Source organism: Sphingobium sp. TomMM15, assembly GCF_055397045.1.
In genome coordinates, this window is the sequence record NZ_AP027316.1 from 14440 (window position 1) to 39786 (window position 25347).

Annotated in this window: 19 protein-coding genes; 3 read left to right on the top strand and 16 right to left on the bottom strand. The window is 62.0% G+C overall.

The features are described 5' to 3' along the window. The first annotated feature begins 40 nt into the window (after positions 1-40). A complete protein-coding gene (locus ACZ51H_RS17095) occupies positions 41-1171 on the top strand; it encodes an alkene reductase (protein WP_464803609.1) in 1131 nt (376 codons plus the stop codon). Between the two features lie 138 nt (positions 1172-1309). On the opposite strand, the gene ACZ51H_RS17100 is transcribed toward ACZ51H_RS17095, so the two are convergent. The 15 genes from ACZ51H_RS17100 to ACZ51H_RS17170 all read right to left on the bottom strand — a co-directional run bounded on the left by ACZ51H_RS17100 (position 1310) and on the right by ACZ51H_RS17170 (position 19516). Next, complete coding sequence (locus ACZ51H_RS17100) at positions 1310-2329, bottom strand: nucleoside hydrolase (protein ID WP_464803610.1); 1020 nt, start codon at positions 2327-2329, stop codon at positions 1310-1312. Between the two features lie 74 nt (positions 2330-2403). After that, positions 2404-4761, bottom strand: a complete 2358-nt coding sequence (locus ACZ51H_RS17105) for a glycoside hydrolase family 3 N-terminal domain-containing protein (protein ID WP_464803611.1) — start codon at positions 4759-4761, stop codon at positions 2404-2406. Between the two features lie 133 nt (positions 4762-4894). Then, positions 4895-5557 (bottom strand): TetR/AcrR family transcriptional regulator, encoded by a 663-nt coding sequence (locus tag ACZ51H_RS17110; protein ID WP_464803612.1) that lies wholly within the window; start codon positions 5555-5557, stop codon positions 4895-4897. Positions 5558-5930: 373 nt separating this feature from the next. Then, a complete protein-coding gene (locus ACZ51H_RS17115) occupies positions 5931-7229 on the bottom strand; it encodes an IS701 family transposase (RefSeq protein WP_464803613.1) in 1299 nt (432 codons plus the stop codon). Between the two features lie 102 nt (positions 7230-7331). Then, positions 7332-8093 (bottom strand): IS5 family transposase, encoded by a 762-nt coding sequence (locus ACZ51H_RS17120; protein WP_464803614.1) that lies wholly within the window; start codon positions 8091-8093, stop codon positions 7332-7334. 531 nt (positions 8094-8624) lie between these two features. Beyond that, positions 8625-9968 carry an L-serine ammonia-lyase gene (locus tag ACZ51H_RS17125; RefSeq protein WP_464803704.1) on the bottom strand — a complete coding sequence of 448 codons (1344 nt, stop codon included), beginning with the start codon at positions 9966-9968 and terminating at the stop codon, positions 8625-8627. Between the two features lie 56 nt (positions 9969-10024). After that, on the bottom strand, positions 10025-11413 hold the full coding sequence (locus ACZ51H_RS17130; RefSeq protein ID WP_464803615.1) for an NAD(P)/FAD-dependent oxidoreductase: 1389 nt from the start codon (positions 11411-11413) through the stop codon (positions 10025-10027). Positions 11414-11483: 70 nt separating this feature from the next. After that, positions 11484-12047 (bottom strand): VOC family protein, encoded by a 564-nt coding sequence (locus ACZ51H_RS17135; protein ID WP_464803616.1) that lies wholly within the window; start codon positions 12045-12047, stop codon positions 11484-11486. 179 nt (positions 12048-12226) lie between these two features. Continuing rightward, a complete protein-coding gene (locus tag ACZ51H_RS17140; protein ID WP_464803617.1) occupies positions 12227-13906 on the bottom strand; it encodes a GMC oxidoreductase in 1680 nt (559 codons plus the stop codon). After that, the gene (locus ACZ51H_RS17145; protein ID WP_464803618.1) at positions 13893-14759 is read right to left on the bottom strand and encodes an alpha/beta fold hydrolase; all 867 of its coding nucleotides are present in this window, start codon (positions 14757-14759) and stop codon (positions 13893-13895) included. Before ACZ51H_RS17145 ends, ACZ51H_RS17140 begins: the two co-directional genes overlap by 14 nt. 96 nt (positions 14760-14855) lie before the next feature. Next, positions 14856-15965, bottom strand: a complete 1110-nt coding sequence (locus ACZ51H_RS17150) for an acyl-CoA dehydrogenase family protein (protein ID WP_464803619.1) — start codon at positions 15963-15965, stop codon at positions 14856-14858. 2 nt (positions 15966-15967) lie between these two features. Continuing rightward, entirely contained in the window at positions 15968-17176 is a 1209-nt protein-coding gene (locus ACZ51H_RS17155; RefSeq protein ID WP_464803620.1) for an acyl-CoA dehydrogenase family protein, read from the bottom strand. Between the two features lie 215 nt (positions 17177-17391). After that, on the bottom strand, positions 17392-18144 hold the full coding sequence (locus ACZ51H_RS17160; RefSeq protein WP_464803621.1) for a TetR/AcrR family transcriptional regulator: 753 nt from the start codon (positions 18142-18144) through the stop codon (positions 17392-17394). Between the two features lie 66 nt (positions 18145-18210). Then, positions 18211-18972, bottom strand: coding sequence for a class II aldolase/adducin family protein (locus tag ACZ51H_RS17165; RefSeq protein ID WP_464803622.1), 762 nt, complete (start codon positions 18970-18972; stop codon positions 18211-18213). 49 nt (positions 18973-19021) lie between these two features. Then, positions 19022-19516 (bottom strand): VOC family protein, encoded by a 495-nt coding sequence (locus tag ACZ51H_RS17170; protein ID WP_464803623.1) that lies wholly within the window; start codon positions 19514-19516, stop codon positions 19022-19024. Positions 19517-19820: 304 nt separating this feature from the next. Here ACZ51H_RS17170 and ACZ51H_RS17175 point away from each other — a divergent pair, with 304 nt between their 5' ends. Both ACZ51H_RS17175 and ACZ51H_RS17180 read left to right on the top strand, forming a co-directional pair. Then, positions 19821-21179 (top strand): MFS transporter, encoded by a 1359-nt coding sequence (locus ACZ51H_RS17175; protein WP_464803624.1) that lies wholly within the window; start codon positions 19821-19823, stop codon positions 21177-21179. Positions 21180-21351: 172 nt separating this feature from the next. Next, positions 21352-23694 carry a TonB-dependent receptor gene (locus tag ACZ51H_RS17180; RefSeq protein WP_464803625.1) on the top strand — a complete coding sequence of 781 codons (2343 nt, stop codon included), beginning with the start codon at positions 21352-21354 and terminating at the stop codon, positions 23692-23694. Between the two features lie 365 nt (positions 23695-24059). On the opposite strand, the gene ACZ51H_RS17185 is transcribed toward ACZ51H_RS17180, so the two are convergent. Next, the gene (locus ACZ51H_RS17185; protein ID WP_464803626.1) at positions 24060-24989 is read right to left on the bottom strand and encodes a sterol desaturase family protein; all 930 of its coding nucleotides are present in this window, start codon (positions 24987-24989) and stop codon (positions 24060-24062) included. Positions 24990-25347: the final 358 nt, after the last annotated feature.

A 25347-nucleotide genomic window follows, 5' to 3' on the forward strand; every position in this document is an offset into this window, starting at 1 on the left:
TGGCCATTGGCAGGCCGCGTCCCTTTTAAAGAGAACCAGCATGAGCAAATTATTCACCCCCTACGATCTGTCCGGCACCTCTCTTGCTAATCGCGTCGTCATGGCGCCGATGACGCGCACCCGCACGCCGGAGAATGTCCCGGGCGAACTGACCGCGCTCTATTATGCGCAGCGGGCCTCGGCCGGCCTCATCATCACCGAGGGCCTGCCGATTTCCGAGGAGGGCCGGGGCTATCTTTACACGCCCGGCATATATAGCGACGAGCAGGTGCGGGGCTGGCGCATCGTCACTGACGCCGTGCATGCGAAGGGCGGAAAGATCTTCGCCCAGCTCTGGCATGTCGGCCGGATGTCGCATGTTTCGATCCAGCCGGGCAACGCCGCTCCCGTTTCGGCGGGTGTAGTGCCCGCGACCGGCACCACAGTCTATGCGTTCACCGATGAGGGCCAACCGGGTCCGGTCGCGCCCAGCGCCCCGCGCGCGTTGACCACGGGAGAGGTGCACCGCGTGACGCAGGACTTCGTCGCATCCGCCCGCCTGGCGATGGAGGCCGGGTTCGACGGGATCGAGCTTATGGCGGCCAACGCGTTTCTTTTCGACCAGTTTCTCAGCAGCGAACTGAACAGCCGCACCGACCAATATGGCGGCTCGATCCAGAACCGCATGCGTTTCCTGCTGGAAACCGTCGATGCACTGGCAGACGCAATCGGAGGTGCACGCGTCGGCGTGCGCATCTCGCCATTCGGCCGGCTATATGACTTCAAGCCCTTCGCCCAAGAGGCGGAAACGTGGATGCAGGTCGCATCGGCGCTGGACGAGCGGGAACTGGCCTATGTCCACCTGAACTATCAGCCGACCATCACCGCCGCCGAAGTCCCCGCCGGGTTCGGCGCCGATTTCCGCAAGGCATATCGCGGTACGCTGATTGGCGCGGGCGGGTTCGACCGGGAACTGGCCGAGGCCGAGCTGGCCAAGGGTGAACTCGATCTGATCGCATTTGGCACATCCTATATCGCCAACCCCGATCTGGTCGAACGGATGCGCCACGGCTGGCCGCTCGCGCCAAGCGATCATTCGACCTTCTACGGCGTCATTGGCGTCAAGGGATACACGGACTATCCCTTCTATGATGCCGCAAGTAGCCAGCGGGAGACGCTGGAAACCGTGTAAACGCATCGGGGGGGGGCGGCGGGCAACGGTCGGCCCCACTCGCCATTATGATGCGTTTCACGCCTGGCAGGTCGCGCGTTACAACTGGTGTGTCGCACGGCGCGGCGTTGTAACGCAAGGCCCCTCGCGACGATGTTGCTAACGATCCGATTGTATGCGCAATTTCGCGTACAGATCGCCTAGCATCATTCGCACGTCGATACTTTGGTAAACTCGAATTTTACGCCCATCACTTCGTGCACGAGGATTGCCTTTAGCATCCAGTTGCGGCGCGATCGTCTCGATAAAGACGCTCGACCCGGTTCGCTCGAACTTTGGCTGTCGGCCAAACTGGCTGGGCACCCAGTCAGTGAGCGCTGTAAGCAGGACGAGAGGGTTATCGCCCATCGTCCAAGTTTCGCCGGTGTTCATACGAAAACCCGCCATTTTAACATTGGCCGCTAGCAGCTTTTCGTAGAGCCAAGGGCCGATCTCGCCATAGGGCGCGATGAAAGCCTGTATCTCCGTGTTTGAAACCAGGGAGGTCGCATAGGCTTCTTTTGGCACCTGCCAGATCGGGACCGTCGTTTCGTTGAACACATATTGAGCGGCAAGGGGATCGATAGCGAAATTATATTCTGGCTCATGCGCCGCAGGGGATAGGCTGCCGCCGATCCAGATCAGTGTGAGACGCCCGGCAATGGCGGGATCAAGCATCAGCGCGCTCGCTACTTCCGTCAGGCCGCCGCCAACGGCGACATAGAGTGGCAGAGACGTGTCATCCCGCATCGCTTCTGCAATGATCGCCTGGGTGCCTGCCGATCGGATCGCTGTGCCCGGCGCCGTCAGCTTCCCTTCGGCGCCGGCATAGAGCGGAATCTTGCCATCCCGATTGGTCAACCGCAGCATTTCATGGGCCAGGGCAACCGAGGCCTCGGCGGTTTCGCCACGGGCACGGGTGGCCGTTCCGATAATCGCGCGAAGCTCTATCGAAGGCGACAAAAGCATATGAGCCGCGGCAAAGAGGCCATCGACGTCGCCGCTCAGGTCGTTGACCAGCACGACCCGCGCGCGCGGCCCGGCCTTGGGTGCATAGGGGGTTTGTCGGGTAGCCGTTGTTGCGGCGAGCGCTTGGGAAACCGGAAAAGCTCCTGCCGCAACCAGGGATATTCCGATCATCATCCTTCTGCGATTAGGGTCCACCGGCTTCATTCTCCCTCTGCCCATAGCGCGACAACCAGGCGCGCCGTCCCTTAAATAACGGTGAGCGTGGCGTGTTTCAGCGCTTCGGAGCTGTTTCCGGCGCTGATGCGGAAGGTGCCGGGTTCGACCGACCATTTCATGTCCACGTCCCAGAAGCCGAGTTCGTCCGGCCCGAGTTCGAAGCGAACGGTTGTCCGCTCGCCCTTCTTCAACGTCACGCGACGGAAAGCCTTCAATTCCTTGACGGGACGAGGCGCCGAACTTTGTTCGTCGCGGATATAGATCTGCACCACCTCATCGCCCTCGCGGCTGCCGCTATTAGTGACATCGACTTCCACCTGAACCCTGCCATCCGGCGCAATCCTGTCCGCTGACAAGCGGGGAGCAGATAGATCGAAAGTGGTGTAACTCAGGCCATGGCCGAACGGAAAGAGCGGCTGCTGCTTGCCTTCGACATAAGGGTACAGATTGGCGGAAGGGTGGCGGTCATAGGAGGCGGGCAGTTCACCCGCTTCGCGCGGCAGGGATACGCTCAGCTTGCCGCCTGGAGTGATCCGGCCAAAGAGCATGTCGGCTACCGCATGGCCGCCCTGTTCCCCCAGATACCAGCACTCGACCAAAGCATTGGCTTTCTCGGCCAGCTTCGCCACGGCCAGCGGCCGCCCGTTGATGAGCAGGGCGACGATCGGCTTGCCCGTCTCCAGCAGCGCATCAACCAGCGCATCCTGATCGCCGAACAGGCCAAGGGTTCTGCGATCTCCCGGCAGCATGGCCATGACAGCTTCCCGCGTGATCTGTTCGTTATCGCCGACCACCAGCAGGATGATGTCGGAGCGCTGCGCCAGTTCGACGGCCTGGGCAATGCGGGCCCGGTTCTCGGTCTGCGGCACGGGACGAAAAGGCGCTGTTTCGGGCCGCTGGATCTTGCTGGCCTGCGAAAGCCACACGCCATCGGCCTGTTCGATGGTCGTCCCCGGGCCGACGGCAGCTTTCAGGCCTTCCAAGATGCCGATATCCGCTTCAAGCGCGCGCGAATAGCCGCCGAGGCGCGGCACTACGGAATTGGGACCGATCAGCGCGATTTTCGTCGGCTTGGAACGCTCGAGCGGCAGGATGCCATCGTTTTTGAGAAGAACCATGGATTTTTGCGCCGCCTTGCGCGCCAATGCCGCGCCCACAGGGTCGGCCAGCACGCGCGCCGCTCGCTTCACGTCCACATAGGGGTTTTCGAACAGACCCGCCTCGAACTTCAGCGCCAGCATCCGTGCAACGGCGGCGTCCAGACTTTCGACCGGTACGCGCCCGGACCGGACGAGGTCGGGCAGATGGATATAGCAGGCACTGTCGGGCAGATCGATATCGACCCCCGCCTTCATCGCCAACACCGCCGCCTCCTTCTTGTCGAGCGCGACATGATGGTCGGACACGAGACGGTCAATCGCGTTGTAATCGCTCATATAGACGCCCCGGAACCCAAGCAGCCCGCGTCCCGCGTCCTGCAACAGGAACTTGTTGGCATGAGCGGGCAAGCCAGCCACTTCATTATAGGATGGCATCACGATGGCAGCCTGACCCTCCTTGACGCATTTAGCGAAGGACGGAAGGTAAACGGCGCGCAGGGTGCGTTCGGACATGTCGGCAGGTGCGACGTTGACGCCGCCCTCCGGCGTTCCGTGCACAAAATGCTTCAGCGTCGCGAAGATGCGGTCGGGGCCGATCGGGCGGGTGCTGCCCTGCAATCCGCGCACGGCGGCCAGCCCCATCGTGGACACCAGGAACGGATCTTCACCAAAAAACTCTTCGCTCCGCCCCCAGCGCGGATCGCGGATGAGATCGACCACTGGCGAGAGCGCCACCGCGATGCCCCGTATCCGTGCCTGACGTGCGATAAGCGTGAATACCTGTTCAATCAGTTCGGGATCGAAGCTGCTGCCAAGGCCCGTAGGTATCGGGAAACTGGTTGCGCCCTTGACCATCAGGCCATGCGCGGCTTCCTCATGGAACAGCGCCGGAATGCCAAGGCGCGTCTGTTCGACACAGTATTTCTGCACGGCGTTGATGAACGTGACCGCATCCGCCGGATCGCGAAAGGGCTGGGATACGCCCACGTTGGTGCCGAACATGTCGGACGGGCGGGCGATCTGCCCGATGCCGTCCGGGATCGCGGCCTTGGCCTTGGCCGGGTTGAATGCGCCGGTGGCGGCATCCATGATCTTGCTTTTCCCAGCCCACAGGCAACAGAGTTGCGCCGCCTTTTCATCGAGGGTCATGCGGCCAAGCAGATCCCTGACGCGCACCGCTAGCGGGGCGTTCCGGTCACGGTAGGGCAGCGGTCGCGACTGCGCGAAGGCGGGAACACTTACCAGAATGCTCGTCGTCGCCAGCAGAACCCGTCGCGAAATCTTCATGAAGCCTCTTCCCAACCAATATATCGTACAGCGCCGTATAGTAACGTTCGCGACTGGGATTTGACACAGCAAAATAGCAGCAGGGATGCGTCACGCCCGCTGCGCCGATGACCCTGAAAACCAAAGCCTGGCGTCAGATATGGGCGTCGAGATCTTCTTTTTTTGAGCGAACTATCGCGCTTTGCCCCAGCACGAACAAACGGGTCGCCCTGTTGGCGTGCGACGCGAGAGTCTCGTCGTCCGGCAATACATGGCCCAGCAGCAGATGATGGTGAATTGGCGCCAGCAGCAACGAGGTGAACAGGTCGGCCGCTTCCCGGCCATTGTTGTCGGCCAACCCGGCCTCGTAAAGGTAATCGGCAAGGGGCTGGACCAGATATTGCTCCCGATTGCGCCGCGCCAGTTCCGCGAGCTGGGGAAATTCGCGCGCTTCTCGGATGAGCAGCGCCCCGAAGCCAATGCTCCCCGGCCGAGCGAGTTCCATCAGGAGCGCCACGCCGAATGCCAGCAGATCTTCCTCGACGTCCGCGTTGGGATCGAACCGCAATACCGGGAACCGAAGTGCACCATCGACCAAGCAGGCTTTGAACAAGGCGGGCTTGTCTGTGTGCCAGAGGTAGAGAGAGCGCTTGGAAACGCCCGACACCTGGGCGATCATCTCCATCGTGGCTGCGCGATATCCATGATGCACGAACTGGCTGCGCGCAACGTCGAGCACGCGCTGTTTCTTCGCTAAGGTCTGTTCCGCCCGGCTCGACTGCAACAGCTCCCGATCGGCGTTGGTGTCGATTGTCACTTCCGTTTTTTGCCTCCCAAAATGATTGCTGTCGTGCGGTTCTCCTATCCCGTTCGCGACGAGCAGGATACTGCGTCGTTCTACCATGGGCTCGCCGCGCTATACGTCGATAGGGCGGGGGTAAGGAGCCCCCCCGCCCAATTATGGACGGCTCAATCGACCAGCCCGCCGCTGTTGATTGGTTCCGTTTGGCTTTTTCTAATTCGTATACCGTCCAGTTTACGAGTCAAGTGACAAGCGCCGTCGGCGGCCATCGTGCGACGCGCTGAAGCGATCGTTGGGGAAGATCGGACCAGACGAAGGCGCTGCCGGCAAATATGCATCATCGGATGACTAGCACTACTTTGGCAGATTCTTGGGATTGAAGGTTCTGCTACAATGCGGGCAGCGGGTTGGGGGCGGCTGCGCGAGCGCGATGAGGATTGCGTGACGGACGGCGGGGAGGCTTGGTTGGGGTGGCGGCCCGAGGATTCTTTTTCCCCCCTCTGGCTTTGCTGAGCCGGCGGGACTGGAGGAAGGCGTAGGCGATCATTGCCATGAGCGCGTGTCGGTGCAGGCCCGTCCACGAGCGGCCCTCGAAGTGATCCAGGCCAAGTTCTTCCTTGAGCTGCTGATGCGCCTGTTCGCAGACCCAACGGGCCTTGATGGCGCTGGCAAGCTTCCTGAGCGGTGTGGCGGCCGGCAGGTTGGACAGGTAGTATTTGCGTTCGCCGGTCGAGCGGTGCTCGCCGATGACCCATACCTCCTCACCGGGCAGATGCTGGGCGCCCATGTCCCGGATCCGCTGGGGTGGGCCGTCGGCAACCCGGACGCGGACCGCGGCGAAGCGGGCAGAGAGAGGCCCTTTCGTGCCGCGACGCCAACTGACCGTTCGCCAGGGGGCCGTCTCCAACATTGCCCGCGCGGTGATCGACTTCATGTCGGGGATATGCCGCTGGCGGGGGCGCCCGCGTCCGGCGACAGGTAAGATCATCGCCACCTCGGCTGGATATACCTTCTGCTTGAACGGAATGCCGACTGCCCAAGAGAGGCCGCGCTCGCTCAAGCCCTGCCGGAACGGTGCGCTCAAGCCATACCCGGCATCGGCGAGCACGCAACCAAAGCGCGCGCCGGCCGCACGCACCCGGTCGATCTCTGCCAGCGCGATCTCCGGCTTGGTCCTGTAGGCACGATGGTCATCGGGCACGCCGGCACGGTCGAGCTTGGCGGCTTCGCTTGCCCAACTCTCGGGCAGGAACAGCCGCAGCGCGACCATGACCGGTACCTCGCCGGACGCCAACGTCAGCGACACCAGCGTCTGACAGTTGGAAGTCTTGCCAAGCGCCGAGGCATATTGTGGTGCGACACCAACCGAGTGGCGCCCCTTCTTCGGCAAGGCCGTGTCGTCGATGATCAGCCAAGCGGCATCACCGCCCACTTGCCTGTCGGCTTCGGCGAGCAGCACGGCCTCCAGGGGAGCGGCATCCCACACGCCGCTCGCGATGAAGTGATGCAACCGGTCATAGCTGACATCGGCATCGCGCGCCGCGATCGGCTGCATGCTCTTACGATCACCCGGACCGATCAGCCCGGCGATATAGGCCGGACACATCCGACCTCGGGTCTTGTGCCGCAATGCCTCGATAAATGGCGCCAGCCAGGCATCAAGGTCGCTCCGCCAGTCCTCTTCCATCACCAGCCTCCACAAAGCTGGCTTCCTATGAATCACCGAACCTGCGCTGAGGGAATCCTAAAAATCACCAATCTGCCAAAGTAGTGCTAGCGCGTAGACTCATTACGCGGCACACCATAGGCGTGTGCTGACGAGTTTGACGGCGGCCAGATAGTTGGCTGGATCCTTGTCATAGCGGGTGGCGATGCCCCGGAACTGCTTGATCCGATTAAAGAAGCGTTCGACGAGATTGCGCTGACGATAGAGCCAGGGCGAGAAGCCGAAGCGCTGTTTGCGGTTGGATCGGTTGGGAATGTTGGCCCAGACACCTTTGGCCGCTGCCGCCTCGCGGATAGCATTGCTGTCATAGCCCTTGTCGCCCAGCAAAGTGGCGCCTTCGGGAATGGCCTCGATCAGCGCCTCTGCCGCGCAGGCATCGTGGACCTGCCCACCAGTCAACCTCAGGCTGACGGGGCGTCCATCAGCATCGACAAGAGCGTGGAGTTTGGTCGTGAGGCCGCGCCCGGGAACGTCCCATGCCACGATCGCAGCTTCCCCCTTTTTGCCCGTCGCACCATGCTGGTGGACGCGCATACAGGTGGAATCGATCATCACCAATTCGCCGTTGAAACCGGCAGAAACCGCTGCCAGCAGTCGGTCCCAGACCCCAGCCTTGCGCCAGCGGACGAACCGGTTGTAGCAGGTCGTCGATGGTCCATAGCGCTCTGGAATTTCCGCCCATGTAGCACCAGACCTGAAGCGCCACATGATCCCGTTGAGCACTCGCCGGTCATCCACCCGTGGCACGCCGCGTGGCTTGTTGGGCAGCAAAGGCGCGATGACCTCCCATTCTCGATCTGTCAGTTCATACCGTCGCCGTGCCATCAAGCCCTCCAATTCTGGAAGGCCGTGAATCACCCCAGGCGCCAAATCTCAAGATATTTTATGAGTTTACGCCCTAGATTACGGCGATAGGGCTGCTGGCCCATCAAACGTTCTGTGATCGCAGCGGGGCAGTCCTCGAGATGTATGCCGTCCGGTCGCGGCACCCTGAGGTCGCGATGATGGATCAGGCATACTTACTTCAGCCCATTTCTTGCGTGGCCGCCTTCAACAGCGCGATCAGTTCGTCGCGCGTCACCGCCGCTCGAAGCGGCTGAGACGACGGCGCCGGTTATTGCAAGGCAGAAGTGGCTTGTCGGTGTTTCCGGCTTCAGAGGCATCCAATCGCCTCGCGCTCGCCAATGGCGAGGATGGCGATACGCGACGCGTCATGCCGGAAACTGCTTCGTAAACAACACCATCATTCTGAGGGGTAGCCACCAACTTGGTTACCTGGGATATGCCGGCCCATCATCGCATCTATCCTCCACCTATGTATGTGCGTAAGAAGGTGGTTATCAGCTCATCTCCGTGTCAGCATTCCACCACGTTGACGGCGAGGCCGCCCAGGCTGGTTTCCTTATATTGGCGGGCCATGTCGCGGCCCGTCTGCCGCATGGTTTCGATGACAGCGTCCAGGCTGACGACATGGCTGCCGTCGCCATTGAGCGCGAGATAGGCGGAATTGATCGCCTTGACCGCGCCCATGGTGTTGCGTTCGATACAGGGGATCTGGACGAGGCCGGCAATGGGATCGCAAGTGAGACCGAGATTATGCTCCATGCCGATTTCGGCGGCGTTTTCGATCTGCGCGTTGCTAGCGCCCAGCGCCGCCGCCAGCCCCGCCGCCGCCATCGAGCAGGCGACGCCGACCTCGCCCTGGCAGCCCATTTCGGCCGCCGAGATCGACGCGCGCCGCTTGTAGAGAAAGCCGATGGCCGAGGCGGTGAGCAGCAGGTCGAGCGAGCCCTGCTCGTCGGCGCCGGGCACGAAATCCTCATAATAGCGCAACACGGCCGGAAGAATGCCCGCGGCGCCATTGGTGGGCGCGGTGACGACCCGGCCGCCGGCGGCGTTTTCCTCGTTCACCGCCATGGCCCAGAGGCTGACCCATTCGAACAGCGCGGCTCCGTCCCGCTCCGACCCTTTGGTCAGCAAGGCTTCGTGGAGGTTGCGGGCGCGCCGCCTGACCCCAAGCCCGCCGGGCAGAATGCCTTCGCCCGTCATGCCGCGATCGATGCAGGCGAGCATCGCGGCGCGGACCTGAAACAGGAAAGCGTCGGTCAGGGCCGGGTCCCGCCATTCCGCTTCATTCTTCCGCACGATGTCGGCGATCGAGAGGCCATTGGCGTCGGCGATGGCGAGCAGTTCGGCGGCGGACGTGAAGGGAAGAACCTCCCCCCGGTTGCTGAGCGGCAGGCTTTCGCCTTCGCGATCGATCGCGCCGCCGCCGATCGAATAATAGGTTTCCTCCGCCTGGCTGCCGTCGGCGAACGTGGCGGTAAAGCGCATGGCGTTGGCATGCTGCGTGAGGGTTCGGCTGCTATTGAAGACGATGTCGCGCGCGGGAACGAACGGCACCTGATCCGCGCCACCGAAGGGGAGGGAGCCCCGCTCGCTAATCTCGGTAATGATCGCGGCGATCGCGTCGGGATCGATGGTTTCCGGACCATGGCCCGAAAGGCCCAGGATGACGGCGCGGTCGGTCGCATGGCCCTTGCCGGTCAGGGCCAGCGATCCATAGAGATCGCACCTTATCGCCACCGGCGTGGCCCTCGCCAGCATCCGTTCGGCAAACAGGCGCGCGGCGCGCATGGGGCCGACGGTGTGGGAACTGGACGGGCCGATGCCGATGGTGAAGAGGTCCATGACGCTCATCGGCTGGGTCAGTATCTGCATGCCCGCAGGCTGCCGATCCTGAGGGAGCGCGTGGTTCACTGGCCGAACCTTAGCGGAGGCGACATGCGCGCGCCTTTGCGCCGGTTGCTGCTCCGCCGCAGGGAGACGATGCGGTTCGATGCGAAGTTCACAAGCACCCGGTTGGGCCAATGCTTCTTGGGATTTCGCACGAACCACATGTCGGTATTTTCCGTGGTGCGATCAAGGGCGAGTTCGGCCAGCGTCTGCCCGTTGCGCGCGCCGATCGGCATGCCATGGCCCCAGCAGCCGCAGGCGTAGAGAATGCGCGGATCGCGCGACACGCCGATATGGGGCACGGAATCATAGGTGATCGAGATCGGCCCGCCCCAGGTCTGAACCGTCTTAATGCCGCGCAGGGCCGGGAAGAACTGTTCCAGATGGCCGTGCCCTTCGGTCAGGAAGCGCGTGTTGATTTCCGGACCCAGCTCGCGGCCGCGCGGGAAGCCCAGATAATAGCCGCTGACATAGACCAGCCGCCCGTCGATCGTCGGGCCGAAGGAATAGAAGAGTTCCGACAGCACATTCACCCCGCAGCGGCGCGCCCAGCCGACCGCTTCCCACTGGGCGGGGGTCAGGGGTTCGGTGACGCTGGCATAGACCATCATCGGGCTTTGCAGGCGTTCGGCGTCGATCGTCCGCAGACCGTCCAGAAGATGCGTGTAGGCGTTGGTCGCCAGCACCAGCTTGGAACAGCGGATCCGGCCGGCGCCGGTGATGACTTCGATTTGTGCGCCGGACGTTTCGATATGGGCGACGGGGCTGTTCTCATAGACGCGCGCGCCCAGACGCTCGGCGCCCTGCTTGATGCCGCGCACCAGCTTCAGCGGGTCGAGCTGGCCGCCCCGGCTGTCATAAATGCCCGCGCCCAGATAGGGGCTGTCGAAGGCGGTGGCCATCTGATCGGCGGACAGCTGGGTCAGGGATTTCCTCTGGCCGATCTGATCGACATAGCGGCTATAGGCGTCGAACAGGGTGGGGCTGTCCTGGCGCAGGCTGACCTCTATGAAGCCGGTCTGGGTATAGTCGCATTCGATCGCCTCGTCGGCGATGAACTGTTCGATCCGCTGGACGCCCTTGTCGACATAGTCCCAGCCCGCACCCATGCGTTCCGCGCCGAAGCGCCGCAGGTTCGCGCGGAAATCGCCGCCGCCGAAGGTCACGATCAACTGGCCCGCATTGCGGCCGCTCGCGCCGAAGCCGACCACTTCGGATTCGATCAGCGCGACGTCGCAGCCGGGGTCCGCTTGTTTTAGATGATAGGCCGTCGAAACGCCGTTGATGCCGCCGCCGATGATGCAGACATCCGCCCGCTGGTCGCCCTTCAGCGGCTCGGACGGGGCGTAGGGGGACGCGCGGTCGAACCAGTAGGATCGCCCTCTATGATAGGTCTGTGTTGCGTCCATGGATTGTTCTGCTCTCTGTTCAGACGGCGAGGGTGGGGCGGCGTGGAAGGAGGTGGCGATCGCCAGGGCGCTACCAGACGACCTTCAGGGGATCGTCATGATCGAAACGGCGAATGGGGTGCTGGCCATCCCAGCTGTTCGCCTGGCTCTTGATGATCGCGCCGCGCTGCTTGTGGATGTCCTTGACCTTGATGAACTCGATCAGCCCGCCATTGTGGAAATCGGTGTCGAGATAGATGGTTTCCACGCCCGCGATGTCGCGGCTGTATTGGATCAGCTTGGCGCCGTTGGCGATCAGACCCGCCGAGGCCGCCTCCAGATCGTCGTCGTAGCGCGCCATGTGGACAAGGCCGTTGGGCGCGCTCTGCTTGAGCGTCGTGTACATCGAGGGCACGTCATTATGCTGGTAGATCAGTTCGATCTGCAGATCGCCGATGAAGGAAAAGGCGAGGCTGAGGTCGATCGGCGTTTCTTCGCCACGATAGGTGAAGGTCTCATAGGCCACATGCTCGTGCACGAAGAAGGGGCCGACGCCGCACCGTTTCGTCCAGTGGTCGATGGCGGCATAGAGATCGGTGACGACGAAGCCGAGCTGTTCGATCTTGCCGATGGTGTTCGGCACAGCTGGTAGCATATCAACCCTCCATCAAAGCCGGCGGGAAGGGGCGGGCGCCCCTCCGGCCATAAAGTCGTGCCGCAGCCTCCCCGGCTCGCGCCAAGGCAGGCGGTTGACGCCCGATCCTGAGATTTCATCGAGAAGGCCCCGAACGCTCAGCGCGAGCGACTATGGATCGTAATTGGATATTAGTCAGGTTATGTCAAGGCCGTTATTGCCCCGGCGCCAGCAAGACCATGCGCGACGCGCAGCGCGTTGGCCGCGATGGTGAGCGATGGGTTGGTGCCGCCGCTGCTCGGCAGGAAGGAACTGTCGACGACGTAGAGGCCATCGGCCTCATGCGCGCGATTGTCGCGGTCGAGCACGCTCGTGGCCGGATCGTCCCCAAAGCGGCAGGTGCCGCACATATGGCCCAATGTCCGGTTTCGTTCCGCCACCTTGAGCAGGCGGAACCGGTCGGGACCAAGCAGGTCGGCGACACGCGCCCGGAAGGTGGCGATGCGTTCCCTTTCATAGGGATGAAGGGCATAATGATAGGTGATGGATACGCCGTCGGGCGTGAGGGCCACGCGGTTGCTGCGATAGGGCAGGTCTTCCATGATCGCCGCCAGCACCAGCGAATCCTTGAACATGCGTTTCAAGGCCCCTTCGATCAGCGGGCGGTAGAGCGGGAAGGCGCGCGCGAGGAGCCGGGATTTCGACCGGATGTCGTCCTTCAGCCCCTTCGCCAGGAAAGAGATGGGCGCCATGCGGCCATTGGACTGGATCGTGCCATATTTGGTCCCGTCCACGATATAGAGATCGTTGAGCGCGACCTGCTTGGTGAGGGCGTCGGCGTCCGGCGGCGTCTGCGGGTAGAGAATATAATAGTCGAGATAGTGGCGCATGAGATTGCGGCCCACTTCGCCCGATCGGTTGGCGATGCCGCCAGAGCGCGGCCCGTCGCCCGACCGCAGCAAGATCGCCGGGCTGTGGATCGCGCCGGCCGCGAGAGCGATGATCCGTCCCTTGAGCCGCACCGGGCGGCCGCTGGCGGTTCCGCTCACGGCGCGCGCGCGGCCCTTCTCGACCTCCACCCGATGAATGGCGCAATCGGGCAGCAGGAAGGCGCCATGATCCTCCAATGCCGGTTCGAGGCACATGGTCGCGCTGTCGCCCTTGCACTTGCGGCTGCACAGGAAGCCGATGCATTCCCGGCAGCCGGGAACATATTTGCAGGCCATGGGCAGATAATAGGGGTGCTGGCCGCGCTCGCGGAAACGGTCCATCAATTCGGCATTGCCGGGGCTGAAGGGCGGGGGCTGTGCTATGCCGCGATCTTCGCCCGGCGGGCGCAGCGGATCGACCGTCGCGTGGACCTGATACAACGTTTCGGCGGCGCTGTAATAGGGCGCCAGCTCGTCATAGCCGATCGGCCAGGCGTCGGGCAGATTGGCGTCGTCGGGCGCATCGGGAAAATAGCGGGCCGGCGTGAAATCCTCCGGAAACAGGCGTTCCAGCACCATGCCGTAGAGCGCGCTGCTGCCGCCCGACCCGTTGCCGAGCATCGGCGTGAAGGGTTCCGGCTGCTCCGTGCCGAGGTCCAGGAAGGAGTCGACCGTCCGCCCGCTTCTGCGCAGATGGTCGGCGATCGGGATGGTCGCGCCCGTGCGCTGATAGACCATTTCGGCCCAGTCATCCGTGACGACGCGATTGTCGTAGGCCATGTGCGACAGGCCCTTTTCGACGAAAAGGACGCTGCGCCCCGCCTTCGCCATCGCGTGGCCGAACGTGCCGCCACCTATGCCGGTCCCGACGACGATGACATCCCATTCGTGGTCCAGCAGCGCGTCCCGGTCCGGATGGTCCGCGCCGATGACGGCTTCATTTCGCCGCATCGACGCGCTCCAGCCACCGGGCGACGGCCTGTATCACCTGGGGCTCCTCCAGCAGGGGCGGATGGCCGCGATCCTTGACGATGGTGACGGCCAGGCCGGGCGCTTCCCCGACCATGCGGTCGAGGATTTCGGGCGGCAGATAATCGGAATGCTCGCCGCGCAGCACGGCGAGGGGCAGGTCGCGCGCCGCGGCATATTCCGCCCAGAAGGTGGGGCGTTCCGTCATCTGCCGCGCGGTCGCCACATTGGTGTTGAGGTCGAAGTCGCGCTGCCAGCGGCCCTTGTCGTTGCGGCGGTAGGCACGCAGCACCATCCGCGTCCATCCGTCCTCGTCCAGCCCCTTGATGAAGCCTTCATTCTGCGCCTTGATGAGCGCCACGACCTCGTCGAAGGTGAAATCGTCCGACGTGGCGTAGGCCGCCTGGCGCTTGACCGACGCCTGGGCCTTTTCCGGCCCGCAATCATTGAACAGTATGCCGGCGACCCGCTCGGGATGGCGGTTCGCCAGATCGAGCGCCATAAGTGCGCCCAGCGTCGTCCCGGCGATCGCCACCCGCTCGACGCCCAGGCTGTCGAGAAGACGGATCACATCCTCGACGAGCCGGTCGAACAGATAGTCGTCCGTATTTTCGGAATAGCTCGATTGCCCTCGCCCGCGCATGTCGGGGCTGATGACGCGGCGCTGATCGGAAAAATTGCGCCCCAGAACCTCATAGTCGCGGCAGTTGCGCCAATAGCCGGGCAGGCAGAGCAGGGGCGTCCGCTCCGCCGCTTCCGTGCCGTAAAGCCGATAATAGATGGAGAGGTCGGTGCCTGTGGCGAGCCGATCTTCCCTAAATGCCTGTTGATCCATCAGCGGAATCGCCCCTGTTCTTTCTGCGCTGCGAGTCTATTCCAATATGGATATTAATCAACTTTGAATCGAAGATTGTGGCGCGATGGTCCGGATTCAGGCGGCCTGTCCCAGTTCGATGAAGCGCTGGAGGTGATGGTCCTCATCGCCAAGCTGGTGGCCGATCAGGGTCAGGCGCTTGGCGTGGTGGGCCAGCGGCAATTCCCATGTCATGCCGATGCCGCCATGCATCTGGATGGCTTCTTCCACGATCAGGGTGCCGACGCGGCCGATGGTGAACTTGGCGGCGGAGACGGCGCGCTCGCGCGACGGGCGGGGGCCTTCCAAAGCGGCGGCGGCGTTGATCGCTGCGGAGCGGGCCTGCTCGATTTCCAGCGCGGCCGTGGCCATGCGATGCTGGAGCGCCTGGAACTTGCCGATGGGCACGCCGAACTGCTTGCGGGTGCGCAGATAGTCGAGGGTCGCGGCCTTGAGCGCGTCCATCAGGCCCACCGCTTCCCAGCACAGGGCGACGATGCCGGACGCGACCGCGTCTTCGATCAAGGCGAAACCATTGTCGGTGATGAGCGTGGCGGGGGTCGCGGAGAGGCTCACCTCCCCTGCGCGGCCGCCGTCGATCAGGGGATAGCCCCGGACCTTGAGGCCGGCTGCGCCCTTGTCGATGAGGAACAGGCCGATGCCCGCTTCGTCGCCCGGCGCGCCCGAGATGCGGGCGGAGACGAGGATATGATCCGCCGTTTCCACCTGCGGCACGACGGCCTTGGTTCCGGTCAGCGCCCAGCCTTGCGCCGTTTGGGCCGCCTGCGTGGCGACGTCGGCCAGGTCGTAGCGGCTCTGGGGCTCCTCATGAGCGAAGGCGATGACGGCGCCTTCGATGACGGTCTGGAGCAGTTCGTCCTGCCCGCCCGCGCCCGCCAGCGCGCGCCCGGCCATGAGCGTGCCAAGGAAGGGCTCGACCACCAATGCCTTGCCGATCTGTTCGAACAGCACCGCGATATCGAAGCCGGTGCCGCCAAAGCCGCCGCTTTCCTCGGTGAACAAGGCGCCGATCACGCCGAGTTCGGCCAGTGCGGCCCAATGGTCGGAGGACCAGCCGGCGTCCGATGCGCTGATCGCATGGCGCTGGTCGATGGGATAACGCTGCAGCAAATAACGGCCGAGCGTGTCGGCCAGCATCTGGCGATCGTCGCTGTGGGTGAAGTCCATGGTCAAAGCTCCAATATGGCTTTGGTGATGATCTCGCGCTGCACCTCGTTCGAGCCGCCGAAGATCGAGAGTTTGCGGTTGTTGAAATAGTCGGCGGCGATCGGCGCGGCATAATCGGGGCCTACGGGCTCGCCGTTATAGCCTTCGTCCAGCGCCTCCGACACGAAGGGCTGGGCGTAGGGGCCGAGCGCGCGCCGGGCGAGGCTGGTGATTTCCTGGCGGATCTCCGTGCCGCGGATCTTGAGCATGGAGCTTTCGGCGACGGGCGCCGCGCCATGTCCGGCGGCGGCCAGCACGCGCAGATTGGTGGTCTTCATATTTTCCAGGTCGATTTCGAGCCGCGCCAGGCGCGCCGCGAAATAGGGGTCCTGGGCCAGTGGCCGGCCGTTCTTCCGCTGGCTGGCGGCGATGTGGCGCAGATGGTCGAACGCGGCCATCGACGCGCCGACGCCCGCTATGTTGGTGCGTTCATAGGTCAGCAGATATTTGGCGTAGGTCCAGCCCTTATTCTCCTCCCCGACGAGATTTTCGGCCGGCACCCTGACATCGGTGAAGAACACCTCGTTCACCTCATGCTCGCCGTCGAGCAGGATGATCGGCCGCACTTCGACGCCGGGGGTCGCCATGTCGATGAGCAGGAAGGAAATGCCCTCCTGCTTCTTCCCCTCGGTCGAGGTGCGCACGAGGCAGAAGATCATGTTCGCGTGCTGGCCGAGCGTGGTCCAGGTCTTCTGGCCGTTGACGATATAATGGTCGCCGCCCGAATCCCTGGCACGCACCGCGCTGGTCTTGACGCTGGCGAGGTCGGAACCGGCGCCCGGTTCGGAATAGCCCTGGCACCACCAGTCGCTGCCGTCGAGGATGCGCGGGAGCCAGCGACGCTTCTGTTCCTCCGAACCATATTTGATGAGGACCGGGCCGAGCATCGAAACCCCGAAGGGCACGATGCGCGGCGCATGGGCGATGGCCGCCTCGACATCGAAGATGAAGCGTTGCGCCACGCTCCATCCGGGGCCGCCATGTTCGACCGGCCAGTGATTGGCGAACCAGCCGCGTTCATTGAGGATGGCGTGCCATTCGTCCATGTCGGCCTTGGTCAGGCGCTGGCCCGTGCGCACCTTGTCGGCGATGCGGCGCGGTAGCCTTTCCTGCAGAAAGGCGCGCAGTTCCAGGCGGAACGCCTCGTCCTGCGGCGAAAATGCGAGGTCCATCAGAACAGCCTTTCTCTCAATTTGTGGCCCAGGGTCTGGCGGCGTTTCGATCACCCATGTTGAACATTTCCCGATATTAGTCAACTTTGACGCAGGTCGAATGTTGGGTGGGATCAGGCAAAGTTGTGGGAGAATTTCCGCGTCGATCGCGGAATAGGGCGCCGGGAGCGCGGCTGGTTGCAGACCAGCGCGCGTGTTTCGGCTCTACCCGATCATCAGATGCCGTCGCGTCTCGGCAGCGTTTCGGGAAGGATGGAACGCAGATAGGCGATCTGCACTGCTACGGACTCTTCGAAACTTTCATCGTCGATCGTGCCGTACTGGAGGTAGGAACGCGACCAGAGCGCGTCGACGATTTCGCACAAACATACGAAATATCGGGTCAGATGAGGAATCTCGGGGACGATGAACACGGTCCGGAGATTTTCGAGCAACGCTCCGCCGACCGCGTCATTGGCCTCCATATTGGCAAGGCGGGATTCGCGATGGAGGATCGGCCCGAGGAGCACTTCACAGATGTGACGGTTGGCATTGTAATGGTCGCGCGTGTCGGAGGCCATCTTGCGCATCCATTCCTGCCATGTCGCCGACGGGTTCATCCGCAGCGCCTTGTCCATCCGGAGCACGACATCGGACGCCTGCTTATTGTAGAGGCGGCTGAGTTCGATGCGGACCGAGGCCATGGTCGGGAACAGATAATGCACCGATGCCGGGGGCAGATCGGCCCGACGCGCGATGTCGTAGAAGCTGATATCCTCGATCTTCGCGGTCTGCAGCAACTGTTCGGTGGCTTCCAATATGGCGTTGAAACGCTCGATACTGCGTTTCTGCGACGGGCGCCGCGCCGCATGTTCCACCGTCTCGGTGCGGCCTTTTCGCTGGGATGCCTTGGGGCGGATCGGCTGGTCGGCGGATTTCGATGGGTTCACGATTTCGGTTGGCCTGCTGATATTCGGTTTGCCGCGCATATCATAGGCTTTCCTGGCTGTCGCCTGTCACGCGGGGTTGAATGGGGACGGTAGCCAGGGCCATCGTCAATCCTTGTAGGAAGGGTCCAGCTTGTCGAGCTTGCGCAGCAGTCCCGGCCAGGGATTATTGCCCTGCGCCCTGCGGATTTCCGCCGGATAGGTTTCCAGCAGGTCAGGTCGGATCTGGACCAGTTCCTCGCCCCGGCCCGCGAGTATCTGGATCCGGCAAGCCTTGATCAGGCCATACATGCGGTAGAAGGCATGGAAGGCGGTATATCCCAGCGTCAGCAGGCCGTGATTCTTGAGGATCATCCGGTTGGCGTCCCCCAAGGACGCCTGCAATCCGGGGTTCAGCTCCTCATAGGTCTCGACGCCTTCATAATCATGATAAGCCAGCTTGTCGCCAAGGACGAAGGCTGCGCCCTGGGTGATCGGCAGCAGGGGTTCCTTGCGCGCGGAAATGGCGCCGCCGAAATCATCATGGGTGTGGATCACGAAATTGGCGTCTTCGCGGACCGCGTGGACCGCCTTCATCGGATACCAGCCGCCCAGGGTGATCTCGAACTGGGTGGGCGCGACGATATTGCCCTCGATATCAATCTTGATCAGCGAGGAGGCAGTCACTTCCTCGAACAGGAAGCCCATGGGGTTGAACAGATAATGATGTGGTTCGTCGGGGACGCGCGCCGACACATGGGTGATCGACATATCGTCCCACCCCATCATGGGAATCAGCCGATACAGAGCGGCGGTTTCGACGCGCGTCTGCCATTCGGCGTCGGATACCTTGCCCCTGAGCGAAGGATATTCGGTTTCACCGATCTTCATAGATATGCTCCCGATCCGTTGAATTGCATCTGTCCTGCCGTCGCGTGCCCTAGCGAATATAGGGATCGCCGCCGTCCCAGACGCTGGCGGCGGCCTTCAGTCCGGCGAAGGCCTGGCTGAGCCCCTCCGATGCGCGAATGAGTTCGATGACGCCGCCCGGCGTGCTCTCGAAAGGGAGGAAAACCGTTTCCACGCCCGTCCGGGACAGGCCGCGCTGGATCGGCTCCAGCTTGCGGGCAGCGAAACGCTCCAGCTCTGCCTCGAGATCGTTGGACATGGCGCCCAGATGCTGCGCGCCGTAGCCGAAGCTCTCGATCGCGTCGCGAAAGACGCTGGGCGCATCATTATGCTGCTGGACCAGTTCGATCTGGAGATCGCCCGAGAAAGCGAACGCCAGACTGACGTCGGGGTCCGACGGAGCGCCCCGGTAGAGGAACGTTTCATAGGAGGCGTGTTCCTGCAGGAAGAAGGGGCCGACTCCGAGATCGCGACTCCACCTGGCGATCGACTCATGAATATCCTCGACCACAAATGCGATCTGCATGAACGGGGATGCCGGTGTATATATCATCGCCTGATCCGTTTTTCTGAAGCGTTGAACGTGCGGGTCGGCTCCCATAAAAGTTGGGTAATGTCAAGAAAATGCAGGTCAAGGGGAGGGCGGATATGGGCGTATTCCGCCCGAAATGTGCCTGAAACGGTGCTTATCCGGGAGATGTTGAAGGTTCTTGCGCTAATGTTGCATTCGCGTTAAATTTCAACTTTAGTCGGAAATTAAGCGCAGCGGACATGGCGCTGCAAAGGGAAGATTCGCAACTATAAAACCGGAAACGGAGCAAGGGGGTCGTGTGTCTGCATCGAACGGCAAGCCCAAGAGGCTTGTAAGCTATCCTCTCTATACGATGGGGGATGTCGGATCGGGGCTCTATTCCGTTCTGCCCAGTATCCTGCTGATGTTCTACATGACCAACGTCCTGGGGATACCCGTTGCGCTGGCGACCTTGGCGGCCTTCGTGCCGAAGATCGTCGATCTGATATCCAATCCGATCATCGGCGGCCTGTCGGATCGCACCCGCACCCGCCTGGGGCGTCGGCGTCCCTTCATGCTGCTGGCCGCGGTCACGGTCATGCCGACCTTCGCCATGATGTGGATCGCACCCTATAAGGACCCGGCCGCGTCGGCCTATTTCGTGCTGGTGATGTTTTCGCTGTGCACCCTGTCCTTCTGCTGTTTCGTCGTTCCTTTCTTCGCGCTCAACACGGAACTGGCGCGGGACTATCATGAACGCACGGCGCTCAATTCCTACCGCACCAGCTACACCTTTACCGGGGCGATCCTGGCGGGCGCAGGCGCGCCGCTGATCGTGCAGATGGCCGGCGGCGGGCGCCACGGCTATCTGGTCATGGGGCTGGTGATGGGTGTCATCATGTCCGCCGTCATCTTCATGACCTTCACCCACGCACGGGAGCCCGAGCGGTCCGAAACCGATCCGGTCCCCACCATTCGCGAGACGATCGCGGCGATTGGGTCGAACCGGCCCTTCGCCATCCTGTTCGGGTCCTATTTCGTGAACATCACGGCGGGGGGACTCTATGGCGCGGTGCTCGCCTATTTCGTGACCTATGTATTGGGACGGGGCGAAGGTTTCCTGTCGGTCATGTTCTTCATGACCTATGGCGCGTCGATCGTTTCGATCCCCTTCTGGGGATGGATCAGCCGCAGCACCGGCAAGCTCCTGGCTTTTCAGGCCAGCATTGTCATGAGCGTGGTGGCGTCGGTTTCCTTCTTCTTCATTTCGTCCGCGACGCCGCTGCCACTGATCATCGCGGTGGTTTTCGTGCAGGGCCTGTCCCATGGCGGCGTCCAGGTATTCTCCTTCTCGATGCTCGCCGATTGCGTCAGCCAGGGCAATGAGGGCCGCGATTCGGCCGACGCATCGGCCGCGATGTTCAATGCGGTGTTCATTGCGGGCGAAAAGCTCGGCTTTGCGTCGGGTGCGTTGCTGGGTGGCCTTGTCTTTTCAGCGACCGGGTTGATCGCGACGACGCAGGGATCGGTGGCGCAGCCGGAGTCGGCGATCGACGGTATCCGGGTCGCCCTGTCCTGGCTGCCGGCGGCGCTCAACATGGCTGCTGTGGTCATGCTGCTGTTCTACAGACCGTTTGAACGAAAGATGCTCGCCCAGTTGAAGGCGGCGGAAATTTGAGAAAGCGTGGCCCGTTCCTTCGGGGACGGGCCATGGCCTGGAGCAGCGCCGGACGTTGATGCAGAACGCTGAGAATAAGACAGAAAGACGCAATGCAGGGGAATATGGGAAGGCCATATAGGGCCCAATGGACGTTAAAAGCTGACTAAAATTAGGTTTAGGGAGCCGGAATATGATGAATGAAGCTGAACGTTGGCGTATTCGGTCTGTCTGTGGCGCATCGGTCTGGACGCTTGCCATGGTTGCGCATCCCGCGTTCGCGCAGGCGCCGGCATCGCCGGACCAGTCCGCCGCGTCAACCAGCGACAGCAATTCCGGCGGCATCGGAGAGATTGTCGTCACCGCGCAGCGCAAGTCGGAGAATATTCAGAAGGTTCCCATCGCGATCCAGGCGATCAGCGGTGACCAGGCCCGTGACCTGGGCGTGCGCAGTTCGGGCGATATCGGCCGGATCGCGTCCAACGTAGCAGTGCAGCAGCCTGCCGGCGAAGGTTCGGTGACGATCGTCACCATCCGCGGCATCGGGCTCAACGATTACAGCACCAACAATTCCGGGCCGAACGGCATCTATGTCGACGAAGTCTATCTGAGCGCCCCGGTTGCGCAGACATTTCCGCCGTTCGACATTGAACGGATCGAAGTGCTCAAGGGACCGCAAGGCACGCTCTATGGACGTAATACCAGTGGCGGCGCGATCAACTACATCACGAAAAAGCCCAGCCATGAGACGGAGGTCTATCTCAATACGAGCTATGGGTCCTTTTCGTCCGTCAATTTCCAGGGGGCGGCCAATGGCGGCCTGACGTCGAAGTTGGCGGGGCGCCTGGCGTTCAACACCAACATGTCGGACGGCTTTACGCGCAATATTTTCAATGGTCATCGGGAAAATGGCGCCGGCAGCTATTCGGCGCGGGCGGAGCTGCTTTGGGAACCGGCCGATGCGCTCAAGATACTGGTTTCCGGCAACGGATCGCGTTTCGATGTGCGGGGCAATAAATATTGGCATGTGGGCACCTTGGACCCCCAGACTTTTACCCAATGCCCGAATGACCAGATTCTCGCCGGGCAGTGCGTCGATCTTTATGGCTTCGGCACGACCGACCGGTTCGAGGTGGAAGCCAATCGCACCGAACATATGAAGACCAGCATCTACGGCGGATCGGTTCGGGCCGATTATGGCACGGGTCCGCTGACGCTGACTTCCCTGACGAGCTATATCCGCACGAAGCGCTATTTCCCGGAGGATGCCGACGCCAATCCCGCGCGTCTGCTGGAGATCGATTACAACACCGCCTCCCGCACGGTGACGCAGGAACTGCGCGGCAGCCTGACTTTGCCGGGGCTCAATGTCGTCGCCGGCGGTTATTTCCTCGACGAACGGCTGACCCAGAATCAGCCCCTTCGCCTGTTTCAGGATGCCGATCTGTTCTTTGGTCCCGGCGCCGGTGAAGGGCTTGTCATCCCTGGCGTCGTCAATCAGGTGATCTACAGCAACAGTGCGCAGAAGACCCGGTCCTACGCCCTGTTCGGCCAGGTCGATTATGATGTGCTGCCTGATCTAACCTTGACTGTCGGCGGCAGGTACAGCTGGGAACGCAAGAGCTTCATTTATAATCAGAGCTACCAGTCGCAGCAGGGTGGCATCGACAATTATGGTCCGCTCACGGTCCTGCCAACGTTCCGAAACAGGTTGAACGACGGCGCGGCCAATTATCGCGTGGCGCTCAACTATAAGATCACGCCCACGGTTCTGGTCTATGCGAGCAATGCGACCGGCTTCAAAAGCGGCGGTTTCAACGGAAGCTTCCTAAGTTCCGACCCCAGTGAACTGGCGGCGCAGTTGCAGCCGGTCAAACCGGAAAAGGTCCGGTCCTATGAAGTGGGTCTGAAGTCGACCTTCTTCAATCGCAAACTGTTGTTCAATATCGCCTTTTTCTACAATGATTACCGCGACATGCAGGTCTTCACCCCCATTGCGACCTCATCAAACCTGGTCGTGAACGTGCTGGACAACGCGCCCAAGGCTCATACCCAGGGTATCGATGCGCAGCTTGCCTTCTCCCCGATCGAGGGGCTTACCATCAGCGAAAATCTGGGCATATTGAGTACCGAACTGGATCGCTATTCGGTGCGCCTGGCGCCCGGACAGCCGGATCTTTCGGGTAACCGCTTGCCGCTGGCGCCCAAGGTTTCCTCATCCACGGTGATCGATTATCATTTCGATATACCCAGCGGTCGCGTGTCGATCCTGGCCAGCGCGGACTTCAAATCGGAGACCTTCTTCGACACGACGAACGATCCGCTCATTACCCAGGGCAAATATTGGCTCGTCAACGGGCGGATCGGCTACACGCATAATCTGCCGAAGGGGACGATCGAACTGGCGGTGTTCGGACGTAACCTTACCGACAAGAAATATCTCGTAGGCGGATCGAACCTGTCGTCTCTTGGCATGCTGGAGGACATCGTCGGCCGCCCGCGCGAGTTCGGTCTCGAGTTGAACATGCGCTATTGAATACAGGCAATCGCTGAAACGAGAAGGAGCGCCGTCCCGTGGAGGGGCCGCGCTTCTTTCAGCTTTCCGAAATTATGTTCTGACGGGGTTGCCAGCTGGCGAGGCCGAGTTGCTTCATATAGGTCTGTTGTCCCACAACAGATATTCCTCGCTCATCGTGCCCTGCTTGTTCCTGGCTGACCGTCGCCATTTTCAACCTGAACGCCTTGCTGGCCGGCGGAACACTTTGCCGTCCGCCGTGGTCATCGGCTTGGTGAAGGTCCTGACGCACCACGCCTGGGGCGCGATGCGCCTGAACCCATATATCACTGCAGGCGAAACGAATCGACGGACAACCTTGTGTGTCCGCCGATGTCGATATGGTTTCAATCGCGGGCGGGCGTTCCTTCCACCACAGCGGAGGGTCTGGGCGAGCATGCAGTCGATCCACGTGTGAAAATAGCGTCGTAACGGGTTTCGAAATCCTTGAATTCGGTGCCGCACAGCTTGTCCCACCAGCGGAAGTAGAGCGCATAATTCCCGCGCACCATCTGGTGATGCATATAATGGTGCAGGCCCGTGGTCTTCCATTTGAGCAGGGGAATGCGGTGCCAGAAGGACGGGTAGATCTCATACCCCAGATGCCCGATCACATTGAAGGCCAGCATCCCCAGGCCCCAGACGACGGGGATGGAAACATGCCAGGGCACGGTGAGCAGGACGATGAGGATCGACGCGCTGGCGAGCCCTTCCAGAACGGCCTCGAACGGATGGAAATGGAAGGCGGAATAGGGCGTCGGGTCGGTGCTTTCGTGATGGATGCGGTGAATCCAGGCATAGAGTTTGGGATGATGCGCAATCCGGTGCATCCAGTAGAAATAGGCGTCGTGCACCACGAAGACGGCAAAGAGGACGGCCGCATAATAGAGCCATCCATATTCGCTGATCTGCGTGTAGGAATTGTTCTTCGACGCCGGGACGAGATAGGCGATCCAGAGGTCGACGCCGAGGAAGGTGAACTGGGTGCAGACGCTGAAGAGCGCCTCGCGCACCATCTGTCCGTTCTTGGGCCAGGATTTGCGCGACAGCTTGCGATTGCGCATCGGCCGGGCGAGGATCACCCAGAAGAGCAGGAAGAAGCCGGTCGCGAAGGCGAGATATTTTCCCGTCTCTGAGAGGAAGGTGCCAAGCTGTTCCCCGACATGCGATTCCAGCAGCGGATTGAGCGCGGTCAGGGCGAGAGCAAAGCCGGCACCGCAGAGCGCCAGCCAGGCGGGGGCCCTGGACGATCCGGCGGGCTGTGATTTGGTCGCCATATATTTCTCCATCAGTGATGGCCGGCCTTAACAGCCTTGTGTGGACGCTCGGTGGAAGGCCGGCAGAATTGAAAAGCTGTCGTTAGTCAGATTTTATTTGCGCTGTTTCCAGTTGCCGCTATTCTGTGGGGAAGTCGTGCGCATCCATGTCCCATGGTTGCCGCGTGGGGTGGGATGTGCCCGGCGATGATTTCCTGGGGGTCGAAAGCCAGCAGGGCGACGGACATCGCCCCGTTCGAAGTGCAATTTCCCCACGCGATGCGCGAACGCGGACCAAGGCTGATAGAGGTGGTGCTGTGAGTGAAGATATGACGCTGGATCATGCTTCTGGCGAAGCTGTTTCGACGCCCGGACGGAC

Excerpts from the sequence above, each read along its gene's own strand:
- ACZ51H_RS17185 (WP_464803626.1), bottom strand. The coding sequence starts at position 24,989 with ATGGCGACCAAATCACAGCCCGCCGGATCGTCCAGGGCCCCCGCCTGG.
- ACZ51H_RS17100 (WP_464803610.1), bottom strand. The coding sequence starts at position 2,329 with ATGATCGGAATATCCCTGGTTGCGGCAGGAGCTTTTCCGGTTTCCCAA.
- ACZ51H_RS17130 (WP_464803615.1), bottom strand. The coding sequence starts at position 11,413 with ATGGACGCAACACAGACCTATCATAGAGGGCGATCCTACTGGTTCGAC.
- ACZ51H_RS17120 (WP_464803614.1), bottom strand. The coding sequence starts at position 8,093 with ATGGCACGGCGACGGTATGAACTGACAGATCGAGAATGGGAGGTCATC.
- ACZ51H_RS17105 (WP_464803611.1), bottom strand. The coding sequence starts at position 4,761 with ATGAAGATTTCGCGACGGGTTCTGCTGGCGACGACGAGCATTCTGGTA.
- ACZ51H_RS17095 (WP_464803609.1), top strand. The coding sequence starts at position 41 with ATGAGCAAATTATTCACCCCCTACGATCTGTCCGGCACCTCTCTTGCT.
- ACZ51H_RS17180 (WP_464803625.1), top strand. The coding sequence starts at position 21,352 with ATGATGAATGAAGCTGAACGTTGGCGTATTCGGTCTGTCTGTGGCGCA.
- ACZ51H_RS17145 (WP_464803618.1), bottom strand. The coding sequence starts at position 14,759 with ATGGATCAACAGGCATTTAGGGAAGATCGGCTCGCCACAGGCACCGAC.
- ACZ51H_RS17150 (WP_464803619.1), bottom strand. The coding sequence starts at position 15,965 with ATGGACTTCACCCACAGCGACGATCGCCAGATGCTGGCCGACACGCTC.
- ACZ51H_RS17170 (WP_464803623.1), bottom strand. The coding sequence starts at position 19,516 with ATGCAGATCGCATTTGTGGTCGAGGATATTCATGAGTCGATCGCCAGG.
- ACZ51H_RS17125 (WP_464803704.1), bottom strand. The coding sequence starts at position 9,968 with ATGAGCGTCATGGACCTCTTCACCATCGGCATCGGCCCGTCCAGTTCC.
- ACZ51H_RS17165 (WP_464803622.1), bottom strand. The coding sequence starts at position 18,972 with ATGAAGATCGGTGAAACCGAATATCCTTCGCTCAGGGGCAAGGTATCC.
- ACZ51H_RS17140 (WP_464803617.1), bottom strand. The coding sequence starts at position 13,906 with ATGCGGCGAAATGAAGCCGTCATCGGCGCGGACCATCCGGACCGGGAC.
- ACZ51H_RS17160 (WP_464803621.1), bottom strand. The coding sequence starts at position 18,144 with ATGCGCGGCAAACCGAATATCAGCAGGCCAACCGAAATCGTGAACCCA.
- ACZ51H_RS17115 (WP_464803613.1), bottom strand. The coding sequence starts at position 7,229 with ATGGAAGAGGACTGGCGGAGCGACCTTGATGCCTGGCTGGCGCCATTT.
- ACZ51H_RS17135 (WP_464803616.1), bottom strand. The coding sequence starts at position 12,047 with ATGCTACCAGCTGTGCCGAACACCATCGGCAAGATCGAACAGCTCGGC.
- ACZ51H_RS17155 (WP_464803620.1), bottom strand. The coding sequence starts at position 17,176 with ATGGACCTCGCATTTTCGCCGCAGGACGAGGCGTTCCGCCTGGAACTG.